The organism is Microbacterium sp. Root280D1 (assembly GCF_001428975.1).
In the GTDB taxonomy this organism is placed as follows: Bacteria; Actinomycetota; Actinomycetes; order Actinomycetales; family Microbacteriaceae; genus Microbacterium.
On sequence record NZ_LMJK01000002.1, the window covers coordinates 503,479 to 519,230 of the forward strand.

At 67.5% G+C, this 15,752-nt stretch carries 18 protein-coding genes; 17 read left to right on the top strand and 1 reads right to left on the bottom strand.

Annotated elements, in window-relative coordinates:
• The first annotated feature begins 215 nt into the window (after positions 1-215).
• Positions 216-530 carry a hypothetical protein gene (locus tag ASE34_RS08515; protein ID WP_056278569.1) on the top strand — a complete coding sequence of 105 codons (315 nt, stop codon included), beginning with the start codon at positions 216-218 and terminating at the stop codon, positions 528-530.
• A 2-nt stretch (positions 531-532) separates the two neighbouring features.
• Here ASE34_RS08515 and ASE34_RS08520 read toward each other — a convergent pair whose 3' ends face one another.
• Positions 533-1,117: a hypothetical protein gene (locus ASE34_RS08520; RefSeq protein ID WP_056278571.1), complete on the bottom strand. Its 585-nt coding sequence runs from the start codon at positions 1,115-1,117 to the stop codon at positions 533-535.
• A gap of 158 nt (positions 1,118-1,275) precedes the next feature.
• On the opposite strand from ASE34_RS08520, the gene ASE34_RS08525 reads away from it, so the two are divergent.
• From ASE34_RS08525 to ASE34_RS08600, 16 genes are all read left to right on the top strand, one after another.
• Positions 1,276-2,571 (top strand): DNA methyltransferase, encoded by a 1,296-nt coding sequence (locus tag ASE34_RS08525; protein WP_056278573.1) that lies wholly within the window; start codon positions 1,276-1,278, stop codon positions 2,569-2,571.
• Positions 2,568-3,206, top strand: a complete 639-nt coding sequence (locus ASE34_RS08530) for a hypothetical protein (RefSeq protein WP_056278575.1) — start codon at positions 2,568-2,570, stop codon at positions 3,204-3,206. The genes ASE34_RS08525 and ASE34_RS08530 overlap by 4 nt, the downstream gene beginning before the upstream one ends.
• Positions 3,166-4,836 (top strand): hypothetical protein, encoded by a 1,671-nt coding sequence (locus ASE34_RS08535; RefSeq protein WP_235567476.1) that lies wholly within the window; start codon positions 3,166-3,168, stop codon positions 4,834-4,836. Before ASE34_RS08530 ends, ASE34_RS08535 begins: the two co-directional genes overlap by 41 nt.
• A gap of 13 nt (positions 4,837-4,849) precedes the next feature.
• Positions 4,850-6,358, top strand: a complete 1,509-nt coding sequence (locus ASE34_RS08540) for a DUF935 family protein (RefSeq protein ID WP_056278579.1) — start codon at positions 4,850-4,852, stop codon at positions 6,356-6,358.
• A complete protein-coding gene (locus ASE34_RS08545; RefSeq protein WP_056278581.1) occupies positions 6,355-7,581 on the top strand; it encodes a head maturation protease, ClpP-related in 1,227 nt (408 codons plus the stop codon). Before ASE34_RS08540 ends, ASE34_RS08545 begins: the two co-directional genes overlap by 4 nt.
• A gap of 3 nt (positions 7,582-7,584) precedes the next feature.
• Positions 7,585-7,953, top strand: a complete 369-nt coding sequence (locus ASE34_RS08550; protein WP_056278583.1) for a DUF2190 family protein — start codon at positions 7,585-7,587, stop codon at positions 7,951-7,953.
• Positions 7,954-7,963: 10 nt separating this feature from the next.
• A complete protein-coding gene (locus ASE34_RS08555; RefSeq protein WP_056278585.1) occupies positions 7,964-8,881 on the top strand; it encodes a hypothetical protein in 918 nt (305 codons plus the stop codon).
• A complete protein-coding gene (locus ASE34_RS08560; protein WP_056278587.1) occupies positions 8,881-9,297 on the top strand; it encodes a hypothetical protein in 417 nt (138 codons plus the stop codon). Before ASE34_RS08555 ends, ASE34_RS08560 begins: the two co-directional genes overlap by 1 nt.
• Positions 9,298-9,369: 72 nt before the next feature.
• On the top strand, positions 9,370-9,678 hold the full coding sequence (locus ASE34_RS08565) for a hypothetical protein (RefSeq protein WP_157538159.1): 309 nt from the start codon (positions 9,370-9,372) through the stop codon (positions 9,676-9,678).
• A complete protein-coding gene (locus ASE34_RS08570) occupies positions 9,675-10,001 on the top strand; it encodes a hypothetical protein (RefSeq protein WP_056278591.1) in 327 nt (108 codons plus the stop codon). Before ASE34_RS08565 ends, ASE34_RS08570 begins: the two co-directional genes overlap by 4 nt.
• 5 nt (positions 10,002-10,006) lie before the next feature.
• Entirely contained in the window at positions 10,007-10,330 is a 324-nt protein-coding gene (locus ASE34_RS08575) for an HK97 gp10 family phage protein (RefSeq protein ID WP_056278593.1), read from the top strand.
• Positions 10,323-10,763, top strand: a complete 441-nt coding sequence (locus ASE34_RS08580) for a phage tail terminator protein (protein WP_056278595.1) — start codon at positions 10,323-10,325, stop codon at positions 10,761-10,763. Before ASE34_RS08575 ends, ASE34_RS08580 begins: the two co-directional genes overlap by 8 nt.
• The gene (locus ASE34_RS08585; protein ID WP_056278597.1) at positions 10,760-11,515 is read left to right on the top strand and encodes a phage tail tube protein; all 756 of its coding nucleotides are present in this window, start codon (positions 10,760-10,762) and stop codon (positions 11,513-11,515) included. Before ASE34_RS08580 ends, ASE34_RS08585 begins: the two co-directional genes overlap by 4 nt.
• A 4-nt stretch (positions 11,516-11,519) precedes the next feature.
• Positions 11,520-11,924, top strand: a complete 405-nt coding sequence (locus ASE34_RS08590; protein WP_056278599.1) for a hypothetical protein — start codon at positions 11,520-11,522, stop codon at positions 11,922-11,924.
• A gap of 324 nt (positions 11,925-12,248) precedes the next feature.
• Complete coding sequence (locus ASE34_RS08595) at positions 12,249-14,975, top strand: phage tail tape measure protein (RefSeq protein WP_056278600.1); 2,727 nt, start codon at positions 12,249-12,251, stop codon at positions 14,973-14,975.
• 2 nt (positions 14,976-14,977) lie between these two features.
• Positions 14,978-15,751, top strand: a complete 774-nt coding sequence (locus ASE34_RS08600; protein ID WP_056278602.1) for a hypothetical protein — start codon at positions 14,978-14,980, stop codon at positions 15,749-15,751.
• Position 15,752 lies beyond the last annotated feature (1 nt).

Consider the following 15,752-nt stretch of genomic DNA (forward strand, 5'->3'; position numbering starts at 1 on the left):
CAGTTAGGGCGCAGTCGAAAACCACTACCGGACCCTCCGCCTTCCCCGTAATTCCGGGGGAGTAACCACTACAGGGCGCAGTAGGGCGCAGTTTTCTGAAACAGCACAGCTCTTTGATTAGTTACTAAGGGACCTGGTTATACGCGCGCACGGCACGACCGACCTGCCCAACCGCTCAAACTGCGCCCTGCACCCCGACCAGGAGACACGACGACGTGAGCGGCCAGCGCACCAACACCCGACTCGACCACGACCTCCGCAAAGACTTCTTCGAGGAAGGCCAGCGGCTCGACGCAGCCGGCGACCCCGAAGCCGACTGCTGGCTCTGCCACCAGCCCATCGACTACACCGCAGCCCCGGGCACCACACCCGACTCACACAACCTCGACCACTTCCTCACGGTCTCCGAGCACCCCGAACTGCAATCCGACCCCGACAACTTCCGCCACTCACACACCCTCTGCAATCAGCAACGAGGCGCCGGCTCACCCGCCCTCGACCTCGGCCAGCAGATGCCCGCCTGGTGGTGAACTCAGCGTTCTGCGTCGATGCCCGCGCGGATGGTGTCAATAGCGTCGCGACGGAACTCCGCGATCCGCGACGGATCGGTGACGGCAAGCCGAAGGAGCCGCTGCGTCGCCTCGTCGAGGATGACGATCCGAGCCTCCCTCGAAATGAACTCGGCCATCGACGCGATGCCGACTAACTCGACTAGCTTGGCGTCTGGACCCGCGGCATGCGCTCCAGCTCGGACGATGCGGTCGTGAAGGTCCTGCTCTGACGATGCGATCGCCTTGCTATGCCGAAGCCGGGCGAAGCGCGAACGCGGTTGCGGAGCACGAAGCCACGCACGAAACCGCTCCGTCTGATACGCGAGGTCTGCCCACTCGACGCGCATGCGCGCGCTCTGCTCCAGAGCTATCTCCTCGTCGCGTGCTCGCTTCTCGCGTCGTCGCAGCTCAAGGGCGAACAGCCATGCGACGAACGCGCCGAAGGCGCCACCAGCGAGCGCGCCCCACATGGTCGCCCAGAACGTTTCGAGAAAGTCCACGCTGCACGATACCGCGCACATGAATGACGAAGAGAGGGCCTTGGCCTCGTCGCCCTCAGCCGCCAAGACGAGGTTCCTCCGCCTGAGCCGTCAACAACACCCCCACCCCTCGAAATATCCAGGATCGCGGTCGGGGGCGGACCACAGCCCGGGGGAGTGGTCCTCTCTCCCCGGCCATTTTGGGCACCCCCATCGCGCGCACGCGCAAGAAAGTGAGGCATCGCATGGCCGATTCGACCGTCGCCCGCCTCGAGGTCGCCTCGTTCGACGTCGCCGAGCTGCAGGTCTTCCACCGCAACCCGCGCCGCGGCGACGTGCGCGCGATCGCCGAGTCTCTCGCGACCCACGGGCAGTACCGGCCGATCGTCGTGAACGTCGGCTCGCACACGGGCCGCCCGAACGAGATCCTCGCAGGCAACCACACGTACCTCGCGGCGTGCTCGCTCGGATGGGCGACTGTGCAGGCGACGACCGTCGACGTCGACGACGCGACCGCTCACCGCATCGTGCTCGCTGACAACAGGCTCGCGGATCTCGGCGCCTATGACGAGGTCGACCTCGCGGCCGCGATGAGCGCAGCTGGCGACCTCGAAGGCACGGGCTACGTCGCCTCCGATCTCGATGAGCTGCTCGCTCAGCTGTCGACGCCCGTGTCTCTGACCGACCCGGACGACGTGCCGGCGCTGCCCGATGCCGACTCCGCGATCTCGCGCGCCGGCGACGTGTGGACGCTGGGTCCGCACCGCCTGCTCGTCGGGTCGTCCGGCGACCTGGAAGCGGTGCGCGCGGCGATGCCCGAGGGCGTGCTCTGGGATTGTGTCTGGACGGACCCGCCCTACGGAGTGGACTATGTCGGCGGCACGGGCATGACAATCCAGAACGACGGGCCCGCTGCGGCGATCGCCGTGTCGATCGCGTTCCTCGAGGTGGCCGCGCAGATGGCTCGACCCGGTGCTCCGGTCTACGTCGCCCACGCCGACGCGCTGCGAGTGCCGCTGCAGACGGCGATGGAGCAGCTCGGCATCCGCTACCGGCAGACCCTGATGTGGGTGAAGGACCGGTTCGTCCTCTCGCGGGCGGACTACCACTACCAGTCCGAGCCGATCCTCGCTGGCGAGGTCGACATCGAGCGCGACCACGACCCGATCGCGTACGGCTTCACGCCGGGCGGCGACGGTCGTCTCGGCCGAGGCGGTCCGCACTGGCATGGAGACAACCGTTCGGCGACCGTGTTCGACGTGTGTCGCCCGTCGCGCTCGGCCGAGCACCCGACGATGAAGCCCGTCGAGCTCGTCGAGCGCATGCTCGTGAACTCCTGTGCGCCTGGCGCATGGGTCGCCGATGGATTCGGCGGATCCGGATCCACTCTGATCGCTGCCCACCGGCTCGGCCGGAAGGCGTTCCTCGTCGAGCTCGACACGGCGTACGCCGATGTCATCTGCCGTCGGTTCCAGGAGCACACCGGCATCGTGCCCGTGCGCGACGGTGAACCCGTCGACTTCACGACGGCCGCGGCATGACCGAGCGGGAGCAGTGGAAGATCGCGCTCACCCTCTTCAAGGCTGGGGCGACGTACGAAGAGATCGCGCCGAAGGTCGGCGTAAAGACCGCGGCCACCGCGCAGCGCATCGTCCAGAAGGCCATCGACGCATCGACGATCGCGCTCGACCAGACCGCATCGCGCATCATCGACCTCGAGCGGCTTGAGACCCTGCACCGGGTCTACTGGCCGAAGGCTCTCGCCGGCGACGTCGCCGCGTTCGATCGTGTGCAGAAGATCGCGGAGGACCGCCGGCGTCTGATCGGCGAGCCGACCCGCATCAAGAACGCGATCACCGACGCGCTAGAGAAGTCTCTCGGCGCACTCGAGCTGCAGGACGCCGACGAGGCCCTGGTTGCATCGTGCCGCCAGGTCGCTCGTCAGATCGACCACGCGGTCGCAAACGGCACGTCCCTCGAGGCGACCAAGGCTCTGTACCTGTTGCCGCATCTCTGGAATGGGCTGCGCGAGCTCGGCGCCACGCCGGCGGCCCGCGCCGCTTTGCAGGCATCCCTCCCGACGCCGGATGCGTCGGCCGAGACGGATGCGCCGAAGGGGGGTCCCGTTGACCTTGGTGACTTCAAGCAGCGGCGTCGCGGAGGCGGAGCAAGCTGACTTCACCGGCCTCGTGGGCTCGGAAGAGCCTCGACTCTGGACGCGCCCGCTGCGGCCGCTGACCGAGGAGACGTCGCTCGGTTTCGAGGTGATCGAGTTCGCCCTCGTGTTCCTCGGCATCGCGCTGTACCCGTGGCAGAAGTGGCTGCTCATTCATGCGCTCGAGCTGAACGTCGACGGCACCTTCCGGTTCCGTCGCGTCATCGTGCTCGTCGCCCGCCAGAACGGAAAGAGCCTGCTCGCCGCGGTGCTTGCCGCGTGGTGGCTGTTCGTGGACTCCGACCGGTTCGAGGATCGGCTGCCGCCGTTCCGATTCAAGGTGCTCGGCACGGCACAGAACCTCGACACCGCCCAGGACGTGTGGAACCTCACAGGCCGCTGGTGCGACCTCGAGAACGACGGACATGTCCCCGCTCTCGCCGCCCTCGTCCAGAAGGTGCAGCGGAAGAACGGCCAGCCCGGGATCTACCTCCGCAACGGAGCTCACTACGAGGTCCGCGCCGCCTCCCGAAAAGGCGGTCGCGGCAAGGCCGCAGCTCGTGTCCTCATGGACGAGATGCGCGAGCAGCAGACGTTCGACGCGTGGGACTCCGTCGCCCAGACGACGAAGGCGATCTTCAACTCGCAGCTGTGGGGAATCTCGAACGCCGGCGACGTGCGCTCGGTCGTCCTCCGCAAGCTGCGCGCGAACCTGCTCGTCGAGATCGAGGAGTGGCTGGCGCGCGGGCTCGACGAGCTCGAGGCGTACGCGAACGGAGAGATCGCCGCGTCGACGTCGGCGCTGTTCGAGTGGTCGGCCCCGGATGGGTGCGCGCTCGACGACGTCGACGCGATCCTCCAGGCGAACCCGAGCATCGGGCACGGCGAGATCACCGTCGAGATGTGTCTCCAGGATTCACGCGACATGCTCGAGGCGAGCTACCGCACCGAGGTGCTCTGCCAGTGGGTGACGTCGAAGGTTCACTCATTCATCTCGCCGAAGGAGTGGCGGCCGCGGCACACCCGCATCGAGGACATCGAGATCCCACGAGGGGCACGCACCGTCTGGGCGATCGACACGTCGACCCCTGACCGCTCGACAACCTGGATCGCGGCTGCGGTGATGACCGCCGACGGTCGCCCGTTCACGACCGTGCATGCTCGTCGTGCCGGCATGCTCTGGGTGCCCGACTACATGGCCGAGCTCGCCGAAGCATCCGGCCACAAAGAGATCGTGATCCAGGCTCGCGGCACCGCCGCGGTGGAGTTCATCGAACCGCTGAAGGCGCTCGGCCTCCAGGTGCACGCGCTTGATGGCGGAGCGTTCGCCATGGCGACCGGCCGGATGCGCGATCGCGTCCGCGATCGCCGACTCGTCGTGCTCGAGCAGCCGCCCATCGATCTCGCGATCGAGGGCGGCGTCGTCACCCAGTACGCCGAGAACCTCGCCTGGTCGCGGCACAAGTCGCAGCCGATCGACATCGCCGGTCTGGTCGCCATGACTGAGGCGCTCTACGGGCTCGAAGTGCTCGAGCCCGCCCCGCCGCCCGTGATCCCACCGCCGCCTCCCAAGGCGACGACGTTGCAGCGCGCTCGAGGCGCCGACGCGACACGCGCCCGGGGCGAGAGCCTCCGCACGCTGCAGTTCTGAAAGGAGGCCCAGCGTGGCTAAAGAAATCGGCTACCAGACGACCTCACTCCCGACCTGGGCGGCGCTCGCTGGCCAGGCTCACGAGACGAACCCGCAGCTGGTGTGGCCGCGCTCGATCGAGGCGTACGACCGGATGCGTCGCGAGGAGCCGCAGGTCGTGTCAGTGCTTCGTGCGGTGATGCTGCCGATCCTCTCGGCGCGCTACCAGCTCGAGCAGGGCGACGCTCGCGACGAGGTTGTGGAGCGCATCGCGGCCGACCTCGGGCTGAGCATCAAGGGTCTAGACCCCGTGCCTCCGCATCGGACACGAGGCCGCTTCTCGTGGCGCGAGTACGTGCGTCTCGCGCTGCTCTCGCTCGTCTATGGGCACTCTGTGTTCGAGCAGGTCTTCGAGCCGGATGCATTCGGTTTGCTGCGTCTGAAGAAGCTCGCGTGGCGTCCGCCTCGCACCATCTCTCAGTTCATCGTCGCGCCGGATGGCGGGTTGGAAGCGATCACGCAGCACGGCCTCCTGTCAGGTCAGCGCAGCGCAGTGAAGATCCCGATCAACCACCTCGTGGTCCACGTGAATGAGCGTGAGGGAGCGAACTGGATCGGCCAGTCGCTGCTCCGGTCGGCGTACAAGATGTGCGTGCTGAAGGACCGCGTGCTGCGCGTGCAGACGATGTCGATCGAGCGCAACGGGCTTGGCGTGCCGGTCTACACGAGCGCGCCCGTCCCGGACAACGCGAGTGCCGAGAAGCACGCCGAGTGGGTCGAGTCCGAGAAGGACGCCGGCCTGCAGATCGCGCAGGACTTCCGCGCCGGCGACGACTCCGGCGCATCCATCCCTCACGGCGCGAAGCTCGAGCTGCTAGCTCTCACCGGCAAGCTGCCGGACACGAACCGGCCTCTGCAGTACTTCGACGAGCAGATCGCGCGCGCAGTGCTCGCACACGTCCTGAACTTGGGCGGCGACGACTCGACCGGTTCGTACGCGCTGGGTGACACCCTCGAGTCGATCTTCACGAACTCGCTGAACTCGGTCGCGGCTGACTTCGTCGACGTCACTCAGCAGCATGTGATCGAGGACTACGTCGATCTCAACTGGGGGCCAGACGAACCCGCACCGCGGCTCGTCGTCTCCAAGATTGGCGCGGATACACCGGTCACCGCCGACGCTATCCGCGCCCTGGTCGACGCCGGGGTGATCACTCCGGACGAAGCGCTCGAGGGTCACGTCCGCGAGCTGATGCGCCTGCCCGGTCGGCTCGCCGAGATCATCCCCGACGAGGACGCGCCGGCGGTCACGCCGAGCGGCACGGACCAGCTGGTCGCAACGATCGCTGCCGCGACGGACGCCGAGCAGGCGCGCTACGCCGCCGAGACGCTGCAGAAGGCGTACCTCGGGGTCGACAAAGTGCTCACTCGCCGGGAGATCCGCGAGCTCGTGCGACGCTCCGGCGCCGACATCGACCCGGACGCAACGCCTGACCAGGAGCCGGACCCGGCACCGATCGTTCCCGAGGAGGAAGCCGCATGAATCCGTTCAAGCCGAACCGGCCGCCGTCCGCTGCGCTCACCGCGCGCGCCGAGATCCCGACGCCTGTCGTCGCGAACGGCGTCGCAACGCTCCGGCTCTACGACGTCATTGACGCGTGGGGCGGCGACTGGGGCGTGTCTGCCGGTGAGTTCAACGCTGCAATCGATGCGCTGCCTGACGGCATCACAGAGATCCGCCTGCTGATCAACTCTCCGGGCGGGGAGGTCTGGGACGGGCTCGCGATCCTCAACGCGCTCCGGGCGCACCCCGCACGCACCATCGCCATCGTCGAAGGCATCGCCGCATCCGCGGCATCCTTCGTCGCCGCGGGCTGCGACGAGATGGTGATGTCTCGCAACTCCGAGGTCTACATCCATAACGCGATCGGCTACGCCTCTGGCGACGCCGAAGTGATGCGCGCCGCGGCCGAGGACCTCGAGCGTCTCGACCGGAACATCGCCTCGATCTACGCGGAGAAGTCCGGCAAGAGCATCGAGTACTGGCTCGCCGAGATGCCGAAGGACCGATTCATGACCGCCGACGAGGCGCTCGAGTCCGGCCTCGCTGACCGCATCGAAGGTGCGGACTCTGCACCCGTCGCTCGCGCGCACTTCGACATGTCCATGTTCGCGCGGCCTCGGGGCGATCGCTCGCCCCGAGCTGCGCTCTCTGAACTCCCGAGCTCAACCGAGCCGGGTGACCCCAACCGAAAGGACGATCTCGTGGCTTACGAAGATCTGACGGCTGGCCTCCGCGAGCGGCTCGGTGTGACCGAGACCACCCTCACGGATGAGCAGCTCCTGGCCGCGCTCGACGAGTCTCTCGCCGAGCGTGCCGAACCCGACCCGGCCAACCCGGCCGCCGAGACGACCCCGGTCGTTACCTCCGCTCCCGAGGGATCCGTCATCGTAGAGGCCGGCGCGTTCGCCGAGCTTCAGCGGCAGGCAGGTCTCGGCGCGACCGCGCACGCGAACATGCAGGCGCAGCGTCACGAGGGCATCGTGCAGAACGCGATCGAGGAGGGCCGCATCGCTCCTGCATCGCGCGCGCACTTCCTTGCTCAGCTGGGGCGTGACGAGGCCGGCACCGTGGCGGCGCTCGCGACGTTCCCCAAGGGCACCATCCCTGTGGCCGAGATCGGCCACAGCGAGTCGGAAGCAGTGACCGACAACCAGCGTCTCGCCGCGAAGGCCGGCTGGGGCACGACCAAGAAGGAGGCCTGACCCATGTCCGACTACCTGCCCAAGCACGGCACCGAGACCGGTGTGCCGTTCACAGTCGGCGCGACCGCGGTCACCGGTGGCCGCCTCGTCGAAGTGTCCACTGCGAACGCGATTGTTCCTGCGTCCGCCGACTCCATCAAGGTGGTCGGCGTCGCGGCACAGGACGCAGTCACCGGTGAGCGGGTCACGGTGTTCCCGCGATCCACCGGTGTGCAGCGTCTCACCGCATCCGGTGCGATCGCCGTCGGCGCACGCGTGATCTCGGCCGCCGCCGGCAAGATCGCCACCGCCGGCGCCAGCACCAACTCCATCGGCATCGCCCTCCAGGCCGCTGCCGCCGACAACGACGTCATCGACGTCCTGTTCATCTGAGGGAGATGACGTGTCCTACACCTACCCGGTGAAGCACCCCGAGGGGACTCTCACCACCGAGGAGCTGCACCTGCTCCTGTCCAACCCGACCGTCATCGCGCACCGTGTCGCTGAGCTCGCGGATCAGAAGTTCATCGCGGACTTCCTGCTCTCGGGCCGCTACTCGGCGCAGGGCGGCGGCGTGTTCTACGAGACCGGCGAGGAGATCTACGTCGGCGAAGATCCCGAGGCGGTGTCGCCGCTCGGCAACTACCCGACCGTGATCCTCGAATCGGGCGAAGTCGTTTCGGCTCGCACTGTGAAGTGGGGTCTCGACACCGTGGTCAGCGACGAGAAGATCTCCCGTCAGGGAATCGCCTACGTCAACCGCGGCATCACTCGCCTCGTCAACACGGTCGTCCGTCACGTCGACCGCGTCGCGATGGCCGTCATTGCCTCGCGCGTGACGAGCACCTTCGCGTCGCTCGAGACGTGGTCGACCGCCGGTAAGGCTGTCGAAGCGATCACCACGATCCAGGCGGAGCGCGCCGAACTCGGCTTCGGCATCGACCTCGACACTGCCGTTCTGCGCCCCGCGCAGTACGCGAAGGTCATCGGCATGCTGATCGACGACAAGGCGCTGCCGCGCGAACAGGGCGAGACCGCGATCCGGGGCAACCTGCCTGTCGACGCTCTCGGCCTGACGTGGGCTACCACGCCGCACTTCCAGGGTGCGAACCCGCTCCTGGTCGACCGCGAGCAGCTCGGCGGCATGGCCGACGAGAACCTCGGCGGCCCGGGCTACGTCCGCACCGAGGCGTTCGGTGTCGAGGCAAAGACGATCCGCGAGGAGAAGCCCGAGGGGTACACGCTCCGCGCTCGTCGCGTCACCGTCCCCGTCGTCACCGAGCCGCTGGCTGGTGTCGCCCTGACGAACACGGGTCTCTGATGGCTCGGCTCGTGGTGACCGCAGCGGTCGCCGTACTGCCCACGGTCGACGGCCGTGAGCAGTACCTCTACCAGGGCACAGTCTTCGACTCCGACGGCATCACCGAGGAAGGCCTCGAGCACGCTCGCGTGCAGGGCCTGATCGGTGACGCTCCCGAGATCGTCGAGGACGAGGAGCCCATCGCGGTCTTCTCTCAGGCCGACGTCGACGAAGCGGTGAAGGCCGCGGAGGACGCGAAGGATGCCGAGCTCGCGACCGCTCGTACGGCCGTCGAGGACAAGGCCCGCGAGGTCGCAAAGGAGATCGCAGATCTCGCGACCGCGAAGGCGGAGTTCGAGAAGGCGCAGGCCGACACGAGCAAGGTCGAGACCCCGAAGGTCTCGACCGCAAAGACGACTGCTGCGAAGCAGTCCTGATCGAGGGGAGCGATGATGGCGATCTCACATGGGGATATCAGCTCAGACGAGGATCTCGGCCGACGTGTTCTGGTGCGAGCTCGCATCATCGCTCCCTGCCTCGACACCCTCGACCCAGAGTCGGAGGTGGGGAAGGACGCGATCTCCATCCTCAAAGGGGTGATCGCGGCACTGCCGTCCGCCGGTTTCGAACGAGCGAAGTCATTCAGCCGAAACGGCACAGCGATGACGTGGCGGGAGATCGACGCCGCCTTCAGCAACGACGCACGCGTGTCCCTGCAGTCGCTCTGCGGCGCGAACAACGCCTCCGGGCTCCCGGAGGGCCACTTCCCGAAAGCGCGTCCTCTGGCGCGCTTCTGGCCGGAGGGAGAGTACTCGTGACCTTCCCCGGTGACTTCTTCTTTCCCGACGTCGTTGATGTGCGGGATCGCATCGCTGGCGCCGGCATGGGGTCAGGGCTCGGGTCGAAGCGCCGCCTGGTCTCGGAGACGATCGACACGCAGGAGTTGGTACGCGGCGACGACGGCCAGGAGGTCGTCTCGTCATCCCGTGTCACGGTCCCGCTCGAGTCGAACGTTCCGGTCGGATCACTCGTCACCGTGTGGCCCGGCGGATCTGCCGAGCGCACCGCGAGGGTGCTCCGTGTCGGCCGCGACGAGAACCCGCCACCGCTGCCCTCACACCAGATCCTCTGGCTGGAGTAGCCGCCATGGTGCGCGAACTCAAGCCAGTCCTGTCTATGGTCGAATCGGCCGCGCAGGACGCCATGAAGGACGCCGCCCGCACGATCCTCAAGCGCTCGAATCAACTCGCGCCCAAGGACGACGGCGACCTCCGCCGATCAGGCCGCGTCGTCGTCGACGACCTCAGCGTGGCCGTCCGCTACACCGCACCGCACGCGGTGTTCCAGCACGAGCATCTCGACTGGGAGCACGACGACGGCGGTGGAGCGAAGTTCCTCGAGATCGCTGCCGACGAGACCGACATAGCCGAGATCGTCGCGGCCGCCGTGGAGGAGGCACTCGATGGCTGACTCCACTCCGGTCGATCTCACCCTCGACGTTGAGCTAACGAAGCGCCTCGCCGAGATCGTCGGGCGCGTACCCACCTTCGCCTGGCGGCCGAACGGTCCTGCTTACACGTCATCTGAGGTCGCGATCTTCTACGGCCGATTCCTCGACGCGCCCGACCGGGCCATCGCTGTGCGCGTGTACAGCCCGATCGACGAACCCAACCTGTCCCGGCGTCGCGTGCAGTTCCATATCCGCGGCCGCCGCGACGACATCGCGGACGCCGACCGGCTCGCCGACGTCCTCTTCATCGTGTTGGACAACCGTCTCCGCGGGGACGGTATCGCCAGCATCACCCGCACCTCGGCCTCTCCGCTGGGTGCAGACAAGACCGGTCGCGAAGAGCGCACCGAGAACTACCTGATCACTCTCGACAATCTGGAGGCTTCATCATGAACCGCGTTTCTCTTCCCGCCGGCACCGTACTCGGAAAGTCCTACGAGTACGGGCTCGACGTCAACCTCGGCTCGTACGCCGACCCGACCTGGCAGCCCGTCCGCCGCATGAGCGCGTGGCAGCCGTCGACGCCCGGAACCTCGACCGACGTCGGCACGTACGACGACCAGGGGTCACCGAACAACGACATCACCGGTCGCACCTTCGGGGCATCGTTCACCGTGCAGGGCAACCGCTCCGTCGCAACCGGTCGCTACCTGCCTGAGCTCGCCGCCATGGTCGACGCCGCGAAGCGCAAGGGCGAGGCTGCCGTCCTCGACGTGCGCTGGTACCACAAGCCGGAATTCGGAACGCCGGATCCGACCGATGCGGGCCGCTCGCTCGTCACCGTCGAGGTGACTCGTTCGAACACCGACAACCAGGGCATCGAGATCAAGTCGATCACGCTGACTGGCAAGGGCGAGTTCGAGGACATCGCGAACCCGTTCCAGGGCTGGGGCGTCACCGCTCCGAGCGTCCAGGCCATCACCCCTCCGGGCGCAGGCTCGGGCGATCTCGTGACGATCAACGGCGCCGGCTTCCTCGAGGCGACGACCGTGACCTTCGACGCGCTGCCGTCGGACGACTTCCAGATCATCAACGGTGCAACCATCGTGGCGCTGGTGCCCGCCGACGACGCCGGAGATGTCGCGGTCGTGGTCACGAACTCCGCCGGTGCATCCACGGCGTACACGTTCGCGCGCGGGGCCTGACGCGATGACCGCTTCCGACTTCTCGTCGTGGGCGGTGCTTCCCCTGGTCCTCACGTTGGGCGAGCGCACCTACACGGTCGCGCCGCCCAACGTGGGCGACATGGGCAAGCTCATCGCGTGCGCGGTTCTCGGCGAGGTGAAGCTCGGCCTCGCCGACGGCCCGGTCCCCGAGCAGGTGCAGGCCGTGCTCGACACGATCGCACCCGACGAGCACCCGGCGCTCGGCGAGGCGGTCTACGCGCAGATGGTCGCCGACAACGTGCACCCCACGACCATCGACCGGATGGCGTACTACTCGGTCTTCTACTGGGCAAAGGGCAAAGACTACGCCGACGGGCTCGCGCTGCTCCTGTGGGGGCGTGAGCAGGCCGAGCTCGCAGAGGCCGAGAACCCGGCCCCAAAAGGCTAGCGACGGCGGAGGACTGGGCGCCGTACGCGGCGCCCGGGGCAGTGCTAGGTGAGGACGGCTGGTACTCCGACTATCGGAGGCCGCCCGCGAACCTCGCTCCAGCACCCGCCGCTCCGCCGTCCGCCTCGAAGGCCCCGGAGATCGATAGCTCCTGGCTGGCCATCGTGCAGCAGTGGCGCATCGTTGTCGCCGAGCTCATCGAGCGCGGCGTGGATCTCTACGATCCAGCGGTCCGCGCTCGCCCATGGCCTGGTGTTCGCACCCTGATCTTCTCGCTGCTCGACACCAGCCCTCGGCTGCGGGCCGCACTCCGGAAGGAGAACGATGCGCAAGCTGACGGTCGCTGACCTCGAACTGCTGTTCACCGCGAACACCGACAAGGTCGAGAAGGCGGAGAAGCAGGTCCTCGCGATCGGCAAGAAGATCGAGTCGAACCCGATCAAGGTCGGCGCGGATGCCAAGGGCGCACTCGGCGCCATGGACCGTGTCGAGAAGGCCGCGAAGAAGCTCGTGTCCGAGCGCGCCGTGCTGCAGCTCGACGCCGACGTCTCCCGCGCAGAGAAGAATCTCGCGCGAGCCGTCAACAAGCTCGAGGACCTGCACATCCGAGCCGAGGGCGGACTCGACGTCACGGCCGACGTGAAGCGTGCCGAGGCGTCGATCCAGCGCATCGAGCGGATGCTCGACGGTCTACGCACGGCGCGCAACGCCGTCGACGTCGAGGTCAACGAGGAGCCCGCTGAGACTGGGCTGAAGCGGTTCCTCGCGCTGTTCAAGCGGCGCACAGAGGAAGCCGGCGATGAGGGCGGACGCTCGCTCAGCCAGGGACTCGACGCAGCCACGCGTGGCGCCGGTCAGAAGGTCGGCGACGTCGTCGGCGGTGACATCGAGAAGACCCTCGTCGACGCTCTGTCCGCGATCCCGATCGCCGGCGGTATCGTCCTCGGCGGATACGCGATCGGGAAGGCGATCACCGGTGCGATCCAGGATGGTCTCGCTGTCGAGAAGCGCCAGGACCGTCTGCAGGGTCTGACCGGTATCAGTGAAGCGGACGCGCTGCGCCTCGGCCGCGCATCCGGCGAAGCGTACGCGAACAACTTCGGCGACTCGATCGAGTCCAACATGGACGCCACCCGACTCTCTCTGCAGTTCCGGATCCTCGACCCGTCCGCAACCACGCGCGACGCTCAGCTCGTCGTCCAGGGACTCGCCGGAATCTCGGATGCCCTCGAGGAAGACGTCCGCCCCACCGCGCAGGCCGTCGCCCAGCTGCTCAGCACGGGCCTCGCGCGCAGTGCGCAGGAAGCCTACGACCTCATCGCCGCCGGCGCGCGCAACGGGCTCAACCGCAACGAGGACCTACTGGACACCCTCACCGAGTACCCGTCGCTCTTCCAGCGGCTCGGCCTCTCGGGGGAGGAGGCACTCGGCCTCGTCAGCCAGGGCATGAAGGCCGGCGCGCGAAACAGCGACCTCGCTGCCGACGCGCTCAAAGAGTTCCAGATCCGCGCGACGGACGCCTCCGAGCTGTCCGCTTCCGGATTTGAGGCGCTCGGGCTGAATGCCGAAGAGATGACGAACAAGATCGTCCAGGGAGGAGCCAGCGCCCGCGACGGGCTCGCGGAGGTTCTCACGAAGCTGCGCGAGATGGCGCCTGGTGTCGAGCGCAACAACGCCGCCGTCGCTCTCTTCGGAGCGCAGGCGGAGGACCTCGGCGACTCGTTGTTCGCGATGGATCTGTCTACGGCCGTCGAGCAGCTCGACGGCGTTACCGGATCCGCGCAGCGGATGTTCGACACCCTCGCGGGCAACGACGCATCGAAGATCGATCAGGCGCAGCGGAACATCGAAGTCGCGGCCGACGGCATCAAGGGTGCACTCGCGTCCGTCTTCGCCGAGCCGCTCGGCGACTTCGCCGACTGGGTCTCGCAGAACCGCGGGCCGATCCTGCAGTTCTTCCAGGATCTCGTCAACGGCGCGATCGACTTCGGGATCTCGGCGACGGAATCCTTCGGCTCATTCGTCTCCGGGCCCCTCGCCGAAACCGTCGAGGGACTCGCAGGCCTGATCGATTTCTTCAACGGTGCGGAGGAGCGGCCGAAGGAGCTCGACGATCTGGCCGAGAGCATGCGCGGATTCGACTCGTCGACCGACGACGCCGTGAGCAAGCTCGAGGAACTGCGCGGCCAGTTCAACGACTTCACCGACCCGCTCGTGCAGCTGGGGTATGTGAACGACGCCGCACTGCGCACGGCGGATGCGGTCGCTCAGGTGGGCTCGTCTGCCGACGGCACCGCGGCATCCGCTGCGGAGATGGAGTACCAGACGAGGCTCGCGGTGGAGGCCCTGCAGGTGGAGCTCGAGACCGCGGCCGCCGCGGGCGAGTCCCAGCAGAACCTCACTGACCGGTACAACGCATCGACTGAGGCCCTCGTCCAACAGCTCATCCAGATGGGTTACACGGACGAGGAAGCACGCAACCTGATCGCCACGTACGGTGCCGTTCCGGAGCTCGTGCAGACGACGATCGACGCGAAGACCGAGGAAGCCCAGGCGAAGGTCGACAGCTTCATCGAGTCCAACCAGCAGCGGAACCTGCGGATCAAGATCGTCGCGGACGGGTCCTCGTTCGTCATCCCGACATCGACCGGCGGGCGGGAGGTGTCCGCGCAGGCCAATGGCTCGGTGCTCGAATTCATGGCCCAGGGCGGGCTGACGCCCATGTCGCCGCTCGCGCAGATGGTGCCGCCGAACACCTGGCGGGTCGTCGGCGATCGGTCCGACGTGCCGGAGCTCTATGCACCGCTGGACGGATCCGCGCGGTCATGGGGTCTTCTGCTGGAGGGGCTGCGGCGGATGCCCGGTGTCATGCCTATGGCGGAGGGCGGCGTCGTGCTTCCCAACGCGACGTCGGCGCCTGGTGCGGTATCGGTCCAGCTCGGCGACATCAGCGTCGGTGAGGGACCATCGGCCGCCGAGCTCGGAGCGTTCATCGAGCGTGCAGTCCGTGAGGCAATCAAGCAGTGGTACGGAAACCGAGGGGGCTTGTGAGTATGAACGAATGGGACGGGTGGGGATTCAACGGGACTCTCGCCCGCGTTCCGTTCACCGGACGGCGTTTTGACCACCGTCCCGGGTTCTACGTGCGGACTCTCTCGGGTCTGACAGGCGGGGGTCGCGTCACCGTGCGCGGCTCCGCCAGTCGGGCCGACACCCTGCGAACTCCGGGCGTCCGCGATACTGCGCGCGAGATCACGATGAGCGGGTTCGCGTACGCACCCACCCCGAGCATCCTCGCAGCGCAGATCCGACAGTTCGAAGGGATCCTCGCCGACGAATCCGCGTTCGGGCTGTTCGCATGGGAAGACCTGAACCAGAACCGCCGTGTCTGGGTACAGCGCGAGGGCATCCCCACTATCGACCGGCGCGGGATGTCCGGCTTCGCCGACTTCCGCCTCTCCCTGAGCGCGCCGGATCAGCGCGTCTCAGGCGACACCCTTCAGACGTCCGGATGGGGATCAACGGTCGAGGTCGTCAATCGTGGCACGTACCCGGCGCCCATTGAGCTCGAGATCCGCGGCACCCGGCCAACCGGCTACGACATCGCAGGGCCTGCGGGGCGTCGTGTCGCGGTGACACGTGCTCTGGCGGTCGGCGCCCCGCATCTTTACGACGCCGACACCGGAGTGTTCTCCGTCGGCGGCGTGGTCGACCCGGATGGCGTTGGCCGAGCAGACCAGCTCGAGATTCCCCGCGGGTCGCACACGATCACTGTGTCGGCCGGTGCCGAGATCAACGTGCGGGGCTTCGACACCTACGCACCCTGAC

Coding starts and splice junctions, on each gene's coding strand:
- ASE34_RS08595 (WP_056278600.1), top strand. CDS start 12,249: ATGCGCAAGCTGACGGTCGCTGACCTCGAACTGCTGTTCACCGCGAAC.
- ASE34_RS08580 (WP_056278595.1), top strand. CDS start 10,323: ATGGCTGACTCCACTCCGGTCGATCTCACCCTCGACGTTGAGCTAACG.
- ASE34_RS08575 (WP_056278593.1), top strand. CDS start 10,007: ATGGTGCGCGAACTCAAGCCAGTCCTGTCTATGGTCGAATCGGCCGCG.
- ASE34_RS08590 (WP_056278599.1), top strand. CDS start 11,520: ATGACCGCTTCCGACTTCTCGTCGTGGGCGGTGCTTCCCCTGGTCCTC.
- ASE34_RS08585 (WP_056278597.1), top strand. CDS start 10,760: ATGAACCGCGTTTCTCTTCCCGCCGGCACCGTACTCGGAAAGTCCTAC.
- ASE34_RS08560 (WP_056278587.1), top strand. CDS start 8,881: ATGGCTCGGCTCGTGGTGACCGCAGCGGTCGCCGTACTGCCCACGGTC.
- ASE34_RS08545 (WP_056278581.1), top strand. CDS start 6,355: ATGAATCCGTTCAAGCCGAACCGGCCGCCGTCCGCTGCGCTCACCGCG.
- ASE34_RS08600 (WP_056278602.1), top strand. CDS start 14,978: ATGAACGAATGGGACGGGTGGGGATTCAACGGGACTCTCGCCCGCGTT.
- ASE34_RS08525 (WP_056278573.1), top strand. CDS start 1,276: ATGGCCGATTCGACCGTCGCCCGCCTCGAGGTCGCCTCGTTCGACGTC.
- ASE34_RS08530 (WP_056278575.1), top strand. CDS start 2,568: ATGACCGAGCGGGAGCAGTGGAAGATCGCGCTCACCCTCTTCAAGGCT.
- ASE34_RS08550 (WP_056278583.1), top strand. CDS start 7,585: ATGTCCGACTACCTGCCCAAGCACGGCACCGAGACCGGTGTGCCGTTC.